At 38.8% G+C, this 13,431-nt stretch carries 14 protein-coding genes; 1 reads left to right on the top strand and 13 read right to left on the bottom strand.

Annotation, left to right across the window (positions count from 1 at the left end; all coding sequences use genetic code 11):
* Positions 1-180: 180 nt before the first annotated feature.
* The 13 genes from MHB40_RS07525 to prsW all read right to left on the bottom strand — a co-directional run bounded on the left by MHB40_RS07525 (position 181) and on the right by prsW (position 12,370).
* The gene (locus tag MHB40_RS07525) at positions 181-453 is read right to left on the bottom strand and encodes an HU family DNA-binding protein (RefSeq protein ID WP_004232618.1); all 273 of its coding nucleotides are present in this window, start codon (positions 451-453) and stop codon (positions 181-183) included.
* 198 nt (positions 454-651) lie between these two features.
* Positions 652-2,130 (bottom strand): stage IV sporulation protein A, encoded by a 1,479-nt coding sequence (gene spoIVA, locus MHB40_RS07520; protein WP_342443010.1) that lies wholly within the window; start codon positions 2,128-2,130, stop codon positions 652-654.
* Positions 2,131-2,222: 92 nt separating this feature from the next.
* Complete coding sequence (locus MHB40_RS07515) at positions 2,223-3,005, bottom strand: hypothetical protein (protein WP_342443009.1); 783 nt, start codon at positions 3,003-3,005, stop codon at positions 2,223-2,225.
* A gap of 22 nt (positions 3,006-3,027) precedes the next feature.
* Complete coding sequence (locus MHB40_RS07510; protein WP_004232605.1) at positions 3,028-3,240, bottom strand: DUF2768 domain-containing protein; 213 nt, start codon at positions 3,238-3,240, stop codon at positions 3,028-3,030.
* A gap of 224 nt (positions 3,241-3,464) precedes the next feature.
* Positions 3,465-4,481 carry an NAD(P)H-dependent glycerol-3-phosphate dehydrogenase gene (locus MHB40_RS07505; RefSeq protein ID WP_342443008.1) on the bottom strand — a complete coding sequence of 339 codons (1,017 nt, stop codon included), beginning with the start codon at positions 4,479-4,481 and terminating at the stop codon, positions 3,465-3,467.
* Between the two features lie 109 nt (positions 4,482-4,590).
* Positions 4,591-5,901: a ribosome biogenesis GTPase Der gene (gene der, locus MHB40_RS07500; protein ID WP_205442348.1), complete on the bottom strand. Its 1,311-nt coding sequence runs from the start codon at positions 5,899-5,901 to the stop codon at positions 4,591-4,593.
* A 204-nt stretch (positions 5,902-6,105) separates the two neighbouring features.
* Positions 6,106-6,612, bottom strand: coding sequence for a hypothetical protein (locus MHB40_RS07495; RefSeq protein WP_342534226.1), 507 nt, complete (start codon positions 6,610-6,612; stop codon positions 6,106-6,108).
* A gap of 111 nt (positions 6,613-6,723) precedes the next feature.
* Positions 6,724-7,860 carry a 30S ribosomal protein S1 gene (gene rpsA / locus MHB40_RS07490; RefSeq protein ID WP_205442347.1) on the bottom strand — a complete coding sequence of 379 codons (1,137 nt, stop codon included), beginning with the start codon at positions 7,858-7,860 and terminating at the stop codon, positions 6,724-6,726.
* Positions 7,861-7,962: 102 nt separating this feature from the next.
* Complete coding sequence (cmk, locus tag MHB40_RS07485) at positions 7,963-8,637, bottom strand: (d)CMP kinase (protein WP_342443006.1); 675 nt, start codon at positions 8,635-8,637, stop codon at positions 7,963-7,965.
* A 97-nt stretch (positions 8,638-8,734) separates the two neighbouring features.
* On the bottom strand, positions 8,735-9,394 hold the full coding sequence (locus MHB40_RS07480; RefSeq protein WP_342443005.1) for a flagellar brake domain-containing protein: 660 nt from the start codon (positions 9,392-9,394) through the stop codon (positions 8,735-8,737).
* Between the two features lie 88 nt (positions 9,395-9,482).
* The gene (locus tag MHB40_RS07475; protein ID WP_205442343.1) at positions 9,483-10,766 is read right to left on the bottom strand and encodes a PepSY1/2 domain-containing protein; all 1,284 of its coding nucleotides are present in this window, start codon (positions 10,764-10,766) and stop codon (positions 9,483-9,485) included.
* 15 nt (positions 10,767-10,781) lie between these two features.
* Positions 10,782-11,597: a spore cortex-lytic enzyme gene (sleB, locus tag MHB40_RS07470; RefSeq protein WP_205442341.1), complete on the bottom strand. Its 816-nt coding sequence runs from the start codon at positions 11,595-11,597 to the stop codon at positions 10,782-10,784.
* A gap of 98 nt (positions 11,598-11,695) precedes the next feature.
* Complete coding sequence (gene prsW / locus MHB40_RS07465) at positions 11,696-12,370, bottom strand: glutamic-type intramembrane protease PrsW (RefSeq protein WP_004232588.1); 675 nt, start codon at positions 12,368-12,370, stop codon at positions 11,696-11,698.
* A gap of 83 nt (positions 12,371-12,453) precedes the next feature.
* On the opposite strand from prsW, the gene MHB40_RS07460 reads away from it, so the two are divergent.
* Entirely contained in the window at positions 12,454-13,422 is a 969-nt protein-coding gene (locus MHB40_RS07460; protein ID WP_342443004.1) for an asparaginase, read from the top strand.
* The last annotated feature ends 9 nt before the right edge of the window (positions 13,423-13,431 follow it).

Below are 13,431 nucleotides of genomic sequence, written 5' to 3'. Positions count from 1 at the left end.
ATGCATCGTAGCACATCCAAAAGGTAAGCGCAAAATGACTTACTTGATTCATCAGAAATTCGCTTTTAGAGAAGCAAATCCCTGTATATTATTGTTATGTAAATTTCAAATTGAAGTTAAAAAGAGCAGCCTCCATGTTCGTTAACATGAAGACTGCTCTATGTAACTACTAGACGTGTATTATTTTACCGCGTCTTTAAGCGCTTTACCTGGTTTGAAAGCAGGCACCTTGCTAGCAGCGATTTCGATTTCTTTACCAGTTTGTGGGTTACGACCTTTACGAGCCGCACGTTCACGTACTTCAAAGTTACCAAAACCAATTAATTGTACTTTGTCACCCTTTGCAAGAGCATCTTGAATTGTATCAAATACAGCTTCAACTGCTTTAGAAGCGTCTTTTTTAGAAAGACCTGCAGCTTCAGCAACAGAGTTTACTAATTCTGTTTTATTCACACCATTCACCTCCTCTCAAAGGGTCATGAACCAATTCTGTAAAAAGAGTAACACATAGAAAACCGCTACGCAACTGTATTCATACATGATTATAACCAAAAAATCAGTTTTTCACCCAAAAAACAAAAATAAAAGGACTTTTCGCATAAAAACGAAAAGCCCTGCGTATATTTTTTGCATTTTTTCTGAATTTTATCACTATAAAATAAATGTTACTAAACCACGATCACCTTCGTTGACCATACGTTCAATCGTTTGACGCATCCGTTTTTTGGCAGTAGTTGGGACAGCATCCATTTTATATCGTATCCCTTCTTTTAATACTTCATGCAATGGTGTGCCAAAAAGTTGTGTATTCCATAGCGCATCACGATCATGTAAATAAGCATGATTTAAATCTTTTAGAAGTTGCTGACTATGGAATTCTGAGCCAATTAATGGTGCAAATTCTGACTCCATGTCAACTCGAATAATATGGTAAGATGGTGCTTTCGCCTTCATTCGTACGCCAAAGAAATTATTTTGTTTAATTAGCTCTGGGGCTGTTGGCTCAAATTCCTGCATCATCGGCAATGTCACGCCATAACCCGTCGTATCAGCATCTTGAATAGCACTTTTAAAGCGTTTTTGAGCTTCTTTCGCCTCTGACGCCTCTTTGATAAAGAGTAACCAATCTTTTTTCGTTTCAATCGGCTCCTCTAGCCATTCATTACAAACTGATTTAAACAATTCACCTTGTAGGGATACCCGAATCACAGCCGTTCCAATACCTGCATCTACATGAACAACTTCACTTTGGTCAATAAAGTCAATGGCTTTAAAGGCATCTGACGCCTGTTGCACATCTCGAATTTTCATCACAGAAGAAAGTACTTCCTCCATCGAATCAATCAATGCAACATTTAATGGATGAGTGGCATCTAACACATCCAGCCAGTCTGGTTTCTCCACCTCAATTGTACGAATTGGGAACTCAAATAACGCCTCTTGTAAAATATATTGAATATCCGTCTCTCTCATTTGATCGATGGACATCGCAATAACGGGAACATTGTAACGTTCAAACAATTCATTGCGAAGCTGAACTGTTTCTTCTCTCGCGGGCATTTGGCAATTGAGTAAGATGACAAATGGTTTGCCGATATCTTTTAATTGCTCCACAATTTCCTCTTCTGCCTTCTCTGCGGCACGGCGGCTAATTCCGTTAACCGTACCATCAGTCGTTACGACAATACCAATATTCGCATGATCACGAATTACCTTATCAGTGCCAATTTTAGCGGCTTCCTGAAATGGGATAGGCTCTGTATGCCAAGGCGTATGAACAAATTTTGGTCCATTTTCATCCTCATAGCCTTTTGTCCCATCAATAATATAACCAACACAATCTGCTAAACGAATTTGGAATGGCATTTCATCTTCTCCGACCACAATACGGGTTGCTTGGGCAGGCACAAACTTCGGCTCAGCAGTCATAATGACTGGCCCCGGAGAACTTTGTGGCAACTCATCTTGTGCTCGCATTCTTTCCGTTTCATCCACAATATTTGGTAACACGACTGATTCCATTACCTTTTTTACAAATGTTGATTTACCTACACGTACTGGACCGACAACACCAATATAAACATCGCCATTTGTGCGCTCTGCAATTTCTCTAAATACTGCTTCACTCAAGGTTTCTGCCTCCTTTATCTACGCTTTTTCACTATATGCGAGCCTGTAGACAAATATGAAAAAGCCCCTCACAAATGTAAGGAGCTTGTTTGCTATTGTTCTTTTTTCTCGGCGGCTTCGGCCTCTTGTTTTTGTCGCTCTTTCGCCTTTTTGACATCCGCATTATATGTTTCCATATCATAGATTGGTTCTCCATTCTCGTCCACTGTATAGGGAATAGAATAGGCAGGCACCACAGGATATTTGTCGACAAGTAATTGGCGTATATCATCACCAGGCTTTACATTAGGCTTATCGTCTTTTAAAAGCTGTCCTAAATCCACAGCATAGTCAACATGTAATTCACCATCACCTGTCATGAAAAGTGGTAACTCGACGCCAGAATAGGGGCTTTTTACAGTCACATCTGTTTTATAGCCTAAATCTTTATAATTGATTTGATAAACATTTTCCGCTATCGACCCTTTTATTGGTAAATACTGTGTAGATAGTTTACGAATACCTATTTCACGTATACGCTCTGCCGCGTTTAAATCTACTAATTTGACCGATGCATCATTTTCAGGATCCCAAATGATATATTGATATATACCACCTTTTTCATAGGCATTTCCAGGAATTGTCGTCAAATACTTCGGCATAAGTTTTTCAAAATCGATTAAGTATTTGATATAGATATCTGTATCTAGCTCGCTATTTTTAATTGGTACTAGTCCACCGGTTGCTTCACGGTATTCATTCACGGCACGTTGAACTGCAGCTAGTTGGTCGACATCAGGCGTGACCTTTGCCCTTTTTTCGTCTTCTGGGTACGCACATCCTACTAACAGTATGGCGGTTGCAAATACCCACAGCAAAGCACTTAGTTTTTTCATGTTACTGACACCTCATTATTTTTTATGCTGGCCATGTGGCAACTACTAGTACCATTAAAAATGTGCCAAGTCCAAACAGTATGTATGCACATAAATTTACGACTGTTCGTAAAAATACATTTGAAATCTTATTCCGAGCTAAATAAATTAAGCCGACTGATATAATCATAAATGCGATGCAATAAAATGACACCCACATTACATCCAGTGCAGGCATATGAGCTAACGGGCCCATTTCAAATAACCACCTTTCTTTCAATATCCAGACACAATCAAAGTATATTATACTATGTGCTTTTGCTAAAAAGAAATAGTTGTCCCATAACTATCAAGAAATGGACAACTCTTTTACAATGCATTCCCTATTCAACTAGCAGCACACAATAAGGCGTCTCAACAGATTCGTTGAGACACCTTATTTATGTCCGTTTTATGACAAGTTTAATCAAAAAATTAATATTAATGCTTCATATCATCTATTTCTCGTTTTTTCATCCGCATCATTAAGGCATCGACTGCCACTTTCGGTTCAACATCATTAAATAGAACACTATAAAGCTCCGTGGAAATCGGCATAGCCACATTATATTTTTCTGCTAACTGATAGGCTGCCTTCGTAGTACGTACACCCTCTACAACCATGCCCATTTGATCCAGCACTTCTTGTAGCTTCATGCCTTGCCCTAACAGATTTCCCGCACGCCAGTTTCGGGAGTGGACACTTGTACAAGTTACAATTAAATCCCCCATACCCGTAAGCCCTGAGAACGTAAATGGATTCCCACCCATTTTTACGCCTAAACGTGAAATCTCAGCAAGACCTCGCGTAATAAGTGCCGCTTTCGCATTATCGCCATAATTCAAGCCATCTGTAATCCCGGCAGCTAAAGCGATGACGTTTTTCAACGCTCCTCCTATTTCTACACCAATGATATCCTCATTTGTGTAGACGCGGAAAAATTGATTCATAAATAAATCCTGTACCTTTTCAGCAGCATCGATGTTGGCACAAGCTGCAGTAACCGTTGTAGGATGATGTAACACCACTTCCTCTGCATGACTTGGCCCAGAAAGAACAACGATTTCTTCCACATACTCAGCCGGTAAGCTCTCTGCTAAAATTTCAGATATTCGTTTTAAAGAATCAGGCTCAATTCCCTTTGATACATGGACAAACAACACTTTTTTCGTTAATTCAGCCGTTAATTTCTCGCATACTTCGCGAATTGCTTTTGTGGGAACAGCCACAACAATGGTCTCTGCATGAGTAGCTACCTTCGCCATATCACTCGTCGCATGTAAATTTATAGGTAGAATGGTTTCTGGTAAATATTTTTTATTCGTATGCAGTTGATTGATTTCTTCTGCCTGCTCAGCTCTATGTGTCCATACAAGCGTATCATGTCCATTTTCCGCTAGTACCATTGCCAGTGCAGTACCCCATGAGCCTGCCCCTAACACACAAACTTTTTCCATAACAAAATCCTCCCTTTGTTGGGTTGTCTATAATAATTTCTTTTCTTGTAAAAAGACGCCACCCAACAAATATGTCGGGTTGGCGTATTGTATGTGTATAGCTATTACCTTAAGCACGCGCACGTGTAATTAAACGAATTGGCGTCCCTTCAAAGTCAAAGGTTTCACGAATTCGATTTTCTAAGAAACGTTCGTATGAGAAATGCATAAGCTCAGGTTCATTCACAAAAATCACGAATGTTGGTGGCTTAATCGCTACCTGGGTAGCATAGTAAATACGTAAACGACGACCTTTATCTGTCGGCGCAGGATTACGCGCCACGGAGTCCTCAATCACTTCATTTAAAATAGAAGACTGAATACGCATCGCATGATTCTCGCTTACACGTTGGATAATCGGTAAAATTTGATGAACACGCTGTTTTGTATTCGCCGACACAAAAATAATCGGTGCATAATCTAAAAATAGGAAATGCTCACGAATTTGCTGTGTAAAGACATTCATTGTTTTTTCATCTTTTTCAATGGCATCCCATTTATTCACAACGATGATCACAGCTTTTCCAGCTTCATGCGCATAGCCAGCAATTTTTTTATCTTGCTCCTGAATACCCTCTTCTGCATTCAGTACTACTAAAACAACGTCTGAGCGTTCGATGGCACGTAGCGCACGTAACACAGAATATTTCTCCGTTGTTTCATAGATTTTTCCTTTTTTACGCATACCCGCCGTATCAATAATGACATATTCCTGTCCATCATACGCATAAGGCGTATCAATCGCATCACGTGTTGTCCCAGCAATATTACTTACAATAACACGATCCTGCCCTAAGAAAGCATTCACTAAAGAGGATTTTCCAACATTTGGACGACCAATTAAAGAGAATTTAATGACATCATCACCATATTGCTCTTCATCTTCTTTCGGGAAATGTTTCGCACATTCGTCCAATAAATCCCCTAAACCTAAGCCGTGAGAACCTGAGATTGGCCAAGGCTCACCAAAACCAAGCGCATAAAAGTCATAAATCATTTCACGCATATCGGGATTATCGATTTTATTGACTGCTAATACGACTGGTTTTTTTGTTTTGTATAAAATTTTAGCAACTTGCTCATCTGCTGCCGTTACCCCTTCACGACCATTTGTCATAAAAATAATAACGTCTGCTTCTTCAATGGCAATTTCAGCTTGTTGACGAATTTGCTCTAAAAACGGCTCGTCTCCAATTTCAATCCCACCTGTATCAATAATATTAAAATCATGTGTCAACCACTCTGCCGAACTATAAATACGATCACGTGTTACGCCTGGGATATCCTCCACAATTGAAACACGTTCTCCAACGATACGATTAAAAATCGTCGACTTACCTACGTTCGGACGACCTACGATGGCTACTACTGGTTTCGTCATCTGTACTTCATCCTTCCAACTTCTTGTCTTTCGCTATTATACACGAAAAATGCCATTATATCATATCATATCCATAATGTAGAACGCTATGTATGGCTATTATAGGTGTTATCCCTTTTTTTGAGAGTTCTATTAGGTGTTTCGAAGGTTTTATCCGCTATTTTTAGAGTTGTATCCTTCAATTTAAGCGTTCTATCTTTTACTTTAATTTGTATCCTTCACTTTTAGAATCCTATCCGCTACTTTAAAGGTTCTATCCTCTACTTTTAGAGTTGTATCCTTCAATTCAAAGTTTTTATCCGCTTCTTCATTGCTATCCTTCACTTTTAGAATCCTATCCAACACTTTTAAGGTTCTATCCACTACTTTTAGAGTTGTATCCTCCGATTCAAAGTTTTTATCCACTTCTTTATTGCTATCCTTCACTTTTAGAATCCTATCCAACACTTTTAAGGTTCTATCCGCTACTTTTAGAGTTGTATCCTCCGATTCAAAGCTTCTATCCGCTTCTTTATTGTTATCCTTCACTTTTAGAATCCTATCCAACACTTTAAAGGTTCTATCCGCTACTTTTAGAGTTGTATCCTTCAATTCAAAGCTTCTATCCACTTCTTTATTGCTATCCTTCACTTTTAGAATCCTATCCGCCACTTTAAAAGTTCTATCCGCTACTTTTAGAGTTGTATCCTTCAATTCAAAGCTTCTATCCACTTCTTAATTACTACAACCTAACTTTTGAAGTTCTCTCCCCTTCAAACCTTCTATCTACCATTTCAACCATAAAAACAGCGAGGATACATTCATGCATCCTCGCTTTATACATTATTTAAAGTTTTTCAGTTTATCGCCAATGACATCACCGAATGAGAAGCCTGTGTTCTCTTCAGGTAATTCATAATCGATTACTTCTTCTGCTTCTGGATTTTCTAGTAATTCTTTAATACTTAGGGCTAGACGGCCTTCGTCAGCATTGACATCAAGTACCTTCACCTGTACCTCTTGTCCTTCTTTTAATGCTTCATGTGGCGTGTTAATGTGCTTATGCGCGATTTGCGATATATGCACTAAACCTTCAACACCTGGGAATACTTCCACAAATGCGCCGAATGAAGTAAGACGCTTCACTCTACCGTCTAAAATAGTGCCTTTGGCTGCACGGTCTTCAATACTTGACCATGGTCCAGGAATAGTTTCTTTGATCGATAAAGAAATACGTTCATTTTCTGGGTCCACTGACAGAACTTTTACTTTTACATCTTGCCCTTCAGCTAGAACCTCACTCACATCACTCACATGCTCATGCGATACTTGTGAGATGTGTACAAGGCCATCAATACCGCCAAGGTCGATGAATGCACCAAATGATGCTAGACGCTGTACTTTACCATCCAATACTTCGCCAGCTTTAATTTGATTAATAACATTTTTCTTTTGTGAAGCTTTTTCTGCTTCTACCACTGCTCGATGAGATAAAATAAGGCGATTTTTGTCCTTATCAAGCTCAACAATTTTAAAGCTTAATGATTTCCCTTTATAGCCTTCAAAATCATCGACAAAGTAGTCCTCTACAAGCGATGCTGGTACAAAGCCACGTACACCTAAATCTACGACAAGACCACCTTTAACAATATCTTTTACTTCCGCTTCGAAAATTTCTGCAGCGGCAAATTGCTGTTCCAGTGTATCCCATGCTTTTAAAGCATCCACTTTACGTTTTGATAGAACAAAGTTTTCTTCTTCTACCTTTGTGATCATCAACTCTAATTCATCTCCTACAGAGATAACATCAGACGCTTTCTCAATGTGTAAGCTAGATAATTCACTAATCGGAACAATACCATCAAATGGAGCCCCTGGAATTGATACAGATACTGCCTTTTCATCAACTTGCGCGGCAATGCCTTTGACGATATCACCTTCGTTAAACGTTTGTTCTGCATAGTTCATTTCTTCAGACATATGTAACCCTCCTTCGCATCTTCCCTTACTATTTTATTCGATATTGAAGACAAAGACAAAAATAAATCCTTTAAATTCAAAAAATGTCTGAAATTTTAGGATTTATAGCATTTTTTCTTCTGCTAATTTTAAAATAGCTTGTGCTGCATCATCAATGGACAATGCTGTTGTATCTAAAAATAGAGCATCTTCAGCTTTAATAAGTGGCGATGCTTCACGCTCACTATCCTTTTTATCACGTAGCGCAATTTCTTCCTGAAGTTTTTCAAGAGAGGAGTCAATTCCTCTTTTTTGATTATCAATCAAGCGTCGTCTAGCACGTTCCTCTACTGTTGCAGACATAAAAATCTTTAACTCTGCATGCTTTAAGACGTGTGTAGCAATATCACGACCATCCATGACAACCCCACCGTTAGCTGCAAGCTTTTGCTGTTGGGCAACTAATAGCTCACGAACTTTTGCATGGGCAGCTACTTGAGAGACTGATGAAGTGACCTCATTGGAGCGTATCTCCGCTGATACATTGTGACCATCTAAAAAGACAAGCTGTCCCTGTGGGGATGGTTTTAATTCTATAGTGCTTACCTCTAGCATCTCTGCCAATTTTGCTTCATCATCTAAATGTATGTTTTGTTGCATCGCTTTATACGTAACTGCTCGATACATTGCGCCTGTGTCAATGTAAGTAAATCCAAGTGCTTCAGCAACAATTTTCGCGATCGTGCTTTTGCCGGCACCAGCAGGCCCGTCTATCGCAATTTGAATGTTTTTCTTCATAATTCTTCCCCACTTTCTGTCACCTCATATTGTATCATATAACCCCAAAAAAGCCCTCTACCAGGAGAGGGCTTCAACAAAATATTCATGATGAACATTAATCATTAAAAGGATTCATTTCTTTACGGCGATTGACTAATTGGCGTTCAAAGCAAAAACGTACAATATGCTGTTGATCGACGTCATCTGTATCCGTTAGCTGGATTGTCGCAATGCGTTTATCCTCTTTTTCAAAAATACGCACGATCATCGCATCCGTAATGACATATTTGACTTCTCCATTGGCAAAAGGCAATACGATGGTTAATTTTACTTCATCACCCTCATTGAAAGCTACTTGACCTTTCAACATGACTGCTAAGCCTCCTGCACTAATATCCACAGTCACGAGCTGATATTTATAGTCTTTCAACTGAATAGCAACATCTACAGGTGTTTCCACACGAACGTATTCTCGTCGCTGAATTTTTATAAACTCTTCTGGTGTTGGACAATGCAACATAATCATTGGTATATTACCTGCTTTACGGCCAACTACCTCTGTATTAAAAGCAAAGGATTGTTTATCCTCAGTACGGAAGGTTGCTCTAAATTCTGAGCCATCTATTAAAAATGCCGTTTTCTTTGTTGCCATATTAACCGGATAATCAATATATAGAATATTATCTTTCTGCTCTACAACTTTACAGCGGAATTTCTCCAAACGCTCTGTATAAGTTGGTTCAAGTTGTAAATGTGTACCAATTTTTATTTCCATGAGCATCTCCCCGTGCGAAAAATATAGTTTAATTATCTCACGAGAAGTTTATTTTGGCTATATCAATTGGTAGTATTTTCATGTTAAGTTAAGTTAGATATTCCACTTTTAATACGTTATGGTTTTCCGCATCAATGACTATTCTAAATGTCTCTTGTGTATTACCATCACGCAATGCAATAACCTCATAGCAAAGACGTTGTTCAAATTGCCCATTATCTGTGTAAATATTTTTTACCTCTTGTACTTGAATATCGTCCTGGAAGAATGTTTTCCAATCAATTGGCTTAGCTGTTTGCTTCTTAATATTCTCTTCTTGAATATACTCCATTGCATTCGCACCTAACAGCTCGCCTGTGTCTTTCGCTACTTTCAATTGAACACCATCAGCGTAGATTAACGCATTATCTCCTGGATGGACTCGAGCAAATGTCACATGCCATGCTTGATGATTTTCACGTGATTCCACATAGGCTACATCTTTCATGCCTAATTTCTTCACATATTCCTGCGCTTTTTTCATGACTTCCTCTTGTGATAACTTCGCTTCATCAACAGGACGTTCTACTAAATAGGATAATAAATGTCCACCCTTTTCTGTTAAATCAACATAGCCTAGTCGTATTCCTTGATGGAATTGGATATGGTAGAAAGGATATGGTGCTGTATCGCTACTTTTTGTGACTGTAAATGTTGCATCTTTAATGATTGGGAATAAGTATTTCACTTTTTCTAATGCTTCTTTTTCGGTAATAACAGCATCCTGTAATGCCTTTAACTCAATTTTTTTCTGCCAATCAGATTCCGATAAAGTTAACGGGAAATCTTTTTCGCCGTAGCCTTTTAGCGTATCTTTTACAGTATCAAATTGGGTATTTGGATTTTTATTATCTACCTGCTGTAGCCAAACATCCATTTTTCCATCATGCTTATAAAAATCGACGGTTGCTGCTGTCCACTCATCAGAAAGAGATTGTAAATTCGTTGAAACCTTAGGCATTTTTTCACGCCAAGCCTCATAATCACCTGTTTTTGCTGTCCTTTTTGCTTCATCGCCAAGACGCCCTAGATAGTTCATCCATTCACTCGAAAGTTCTTGTCCAATTGGAATATTCGCAATAGAAGAACGAACTTCTGAGCTTAAACGCCAAACCGAATCTAGCTCATTGTGAATCGCCTGCTCGTCTTGAAACAACAGGGATTGTGATACTGAGCGCTGAAGATGGGAAAGTTTCTCAGATGCATCAGTTAACTTATCTGTATACTGCGCTAGCACGGTACGTTGTAAATCTTCTTTATCTCCGTGTAAATCAATACTGTATGCCCCTAACCCAATAACGGCAATCGTTAAGACCACGAGCCAAGTTTTCATCTATGTTCCTCCTTTCTATGAACAGAAAATATGCTCTCCAATTTGTTTAATTTGTGGACGTGACCAAATCCATTTACTCGTTGCTGTTTTTGGATTGAAATAATACAACGCATTTTCAGAAGGGTCCCAGCCGTTCATAGCATCAATAACCGCTTCTTTTGCTCGCTCATTTGGCTCAAGCCAAATTTGTCCATCTGCAACGGCCGTAAATGCCAATGGTTGGAAAATGATACCTGAAATGGTATTCGGGAAATCTGGGCTTTCCAAACGATTCAAAATAACTGCTGCAACTGCTACTTGCCCTTCATAAGGTTCTCCCCTAGCCTCTCCATATACTGCATTCGCGATTAGCTGTAAATCACGTTCTGTATATTTGGGAGGAACTTGTGTCTCTGTGCCATTATTATTGGTACTTCCACTACTGTTGCCACTTCCACCACTCGTATTTTTTTTCACTTGCTGATCAAGTGGCTTACCACCATAATAAGTAAATTGATTCCCTGCATTTAATTGTGCCTTCACCCATTTTTCATCATAATCCGAATAGCCCGCTAACGCTTTTTTTGTCTTCGTGCCAGCAATGCCATCTACTGGTAATCCATAATTCTCTTGGAAATTACGTAAAGCCCAGTATGTGTTATAGCCAAATTTGCCATCAATTTTACTCTTATAAAAACCTAAGTATTGTAGCCTTGCCTGTAATTCAACGACATCATCTCCATAGGCACCACGAGTAATTTGCTGATCGCTAAATGCATTCGCATCGTTTTGAGGAATCGCAATTATACTAATTCCTAATATTAAAGCAAAAAGTATGCTTACTAAACGCACTTTTATCACTCCTTTTTTTTATAGCTTGAAACAAAAGGAGTAATTTATACATGATAAAAAAGAAATAAAGCGTAGAAATCTTTGACGATTTCTACGCTTTATATTTTCTTTTGCATATGCAGATGTTGCACCAGATGATAATGAGCAAGCTTTACTTTGCGCAAGCCAAACCACCATAAAAACAACATAAAAGGAATCATTAAATAAACCCAGTGACCTTTGAATGATAATATTGTATTGTATAGAATGTGAAGTACGACTGGTGCACAAAGCGCCATAGCAATCATTTCTTTTGTCTTAACAAGTTTTGAAAACTTAGCACGTCCATAATAATAGCCCATTACGACCCCGAATAAAGCATGACTTGATACTGGTAATAAGGCTCGCATGAATGCAGTGTCCAAGCCAAATGACAGTAAATAAAGAACATTTTCAATCGTTGCAAAGCCAAGTGAAATGCTGGCACCATACAATATACCATCGTAAGGGTCATCAAATTCTATATGATTGTAGATGGCAATTAATAGTACAAACCATTTAAAAAACTCTTCAATGACACTAGAAAAAAGTACGTCTTGAAGATAAAGATATCGAAAAACCCCTTCCTCTGTTAATACATACTGTAAAAACATGATAGGGAACGTTAAAAATGCGCCGTATAAAAACGTTTGTAGTAAAGTTCTTCTTGGCTCCGTAGCCATCTGATTGCGCAAATAGAAATAACTAAAAAGCGCTAGACCGGGAGCAATGGCAGCAGATAATAAAATGATCATGATGCCGGCTCCTTTCAACAATAGACTGCTATTATTATACCATGTAATGACAAAAAAACTTTTTAAAAGGAGATTTATTTTTTATGAAAAAGACAATTTTATTAATTCATACAGGCGGCACAATCTCCATGGCGATGAGTGATGAAGGAGCGGTCATGCCAAATAAGGAAAATCCTCTTATGAAGGAAAGTAATAAGCTGGCTTCACTAGCAAGTATTATCGAAATAGAAGCTTTTAACCTTCCTTCTCCACATATTACACCGAAAGAAATGCTCTTATTACGTAACTTGATTATGGACCAAATTGACGCACAACCAATTGACGGTGTGGTCATCACACACGGTACGGATACATTGGAAGAAACCGCCTATTTCTTAGAGCTAACAACGAACTTAGCCATTCCGATTGTGCTAACAGGTGCCATGCGTTCATCTAACGAACTAGGAGCAGATGGGATTTATAATTTAGTGGAAGCAGTCCGAGTTGCCGTTGATGAGGAAGCCCGTGATAAAGGTGTGCTTGTTGTGATGAATGATGAGGTTCATCTTGCTGTTAACACAACAAAAACAAGCACTAGTTCAGTAAATACTTTCCAATCTCCACAATACGGACCGATTGGAATTATTACAAAATCACGCATCTTATTCCATCATGCACCAATTCGTCGACAATATGTAGATGTGAACAATTTATCCAAGCGTGTAGCGATGTTAAAAGTGTATGCGGGTATGGAAGAAGATTTATTAGATGTCGTGCTTGCCTGCAAATATGATGGCGTTGTGCTGGAAGGGCTAGGCCAAGGGAATGTCCCACCATCTGTTGTAAAGGGTATTGAAAGCCTTCTACAGCGAGACATCCCAGTAGTACTTGTTTCCCGCTGCTTTAATGGTATTGCAGAAGGTGTTTATGGCTATGTGGGTGGCGGTAAAATGCTCGAAGACTTAGGCGCAATATTTGCCACAGGTATCAATGGTCAAAAGGCACGCTTAAAATTATTAATAGGCCTTAACACAACAGGTACGCCTTTAAACTTAAAGGACTTCTTCCTGTAAAGCTAAAGT

Source organism: Lysinibacillus sp. FSL K6-0057 (assembly GCF_038630885.1).
GTDB classification, from domain to species: domain Bacteria; phylum Bacillota; class Bacilli; order Bacillales_A; family Planococcaceae; genus Lysinibacillus; species Lysinibacillus fusiformis_F.
The sequence above is the reverse complement of the archived record's forward strand: the minus strand, read 5'-3'. Positions and strand labels throughout refer to the sequence as shown.

Coding starts and splice junctions, on each gene's coding strand:
- MHB40_RS07475 (WP_205442343.1), bottom strand. CDS start 10,766: ATGAAAACTTGGCTCGTGGTCTTAACGATTGCCGTTATTGGGTTAGGG.
- MHB40_RS07510 (WP_004232605.1), bottom strand. CDS start 3,240: ATGGGCCCGTTAGCTCATATGCCTGCACTGGATGTAATGTGGGTGTCA.
- MHB40_RS07480 (WP_342443005.1), bottom strand. CDS start 9,394: ATGGAAATAAAAATTGGTACACATTTACAACTTGAACCAACTTATACA.
- cmk (WP_342443006.1), bottom strand. CDS start 8,637: ATGAAGAAAAACATTCAAATTGCGATAGACGGGCCTGCTGGTGCCGGC.
- MHB40_RS07460 (WP_342443004.1), top strand. CDS start 12,454: ATGAAAAAGACAATTTTATTAATTCATACAGGCGGCACAATCTCCATG.
- der (WP_205442348.1), bottom strand. CDS start 5,901: ATGACGAAACCAGTAGTAGCCATCGTAGGTCGTCCGAACGTAGGTAAG.
- MHB40_RS07505 (WP_342443008.1), bottom strand. CDS start 4,481: ATGGAAAAAGTTTGTGTGTTAGGGGCAGGCTCATGGGGTACTGCACTG.
- MHB40_RS07515 (WP_342443009.1), bottom strand. CDS start 3,005: ATGAAAAAACTAAGTGCTTTGCTGTGGGTATTTGCAACCGCCATACTG.
- rpsA (WP_205442347.1), bottom strand. CDS start 7,860: ATGTCTGAAGAAATGAACTATGCAGAACAAACGTTTAACGAAGGTGAT.
- prsW (WP_004232588.1), bottom strand. CDS start 12,370: ATGATCATTTTATTATCTGCTGCCATTGCTCCCGGTCTAGCGCTTTTT.